The organism is Paraburkholderia sp. BR10937, assembly GCF_040965695.1.
Classification (GTDB): Bacteria; Pseudomonadota; Gammaproteobacteria; order Burkholderiales; family Burkholderiaceae; genus Paraburkholderia.
Genome location: NZ_JBFRCL010000188.1, coordinates 1 through 307, shown reverse-complemented (window position 1 = coordinate 307; position 307 = coordinate 1). Strand labels below are relative to the sequence as shown.

General features: G+C 61.6%; 1 protein-coding gene. It reads right to left on the bottom strand.

Features of this window, described 5'->3' with window-relative positions; translation table 11 throughout:
- A partial coding sequence (locus AB4Y44_RS42580; protein WP_368702835.1) for a helicase-related protein occupies nucleotides 1-307 on the bottom strand: 307 nt, incomplete at both ends.

Genomic DNA, 307 nt, shown 5'->3' with positions numbered 1-307 from the left:
GGAATGCCCGGTCCGTCGCCTGATTCTCGACCGCCGGATTCCACCAGCGATCGAAGTGGATCACGTGGGAGGCGGCAGTGAGATTCAACCCCGCGCCGCCCGCCTTGAGCGAAAGCACAAAGAACGGAACCGATTCATCTTCCTGGAATTGCCGGACGAGTTCGCGGCGTTTGGCGACGGGCGTTCCACCGTGGAGAATCAGACCTTCCCGGCCAAAAAGCGAGCCGAGGTGGGCAGCCAGGGGCTCCGTGGTTTCGCGGAACTGCGTAAACACGAGCACCTTTTCCTGTTTCGCTGCGATCACGTC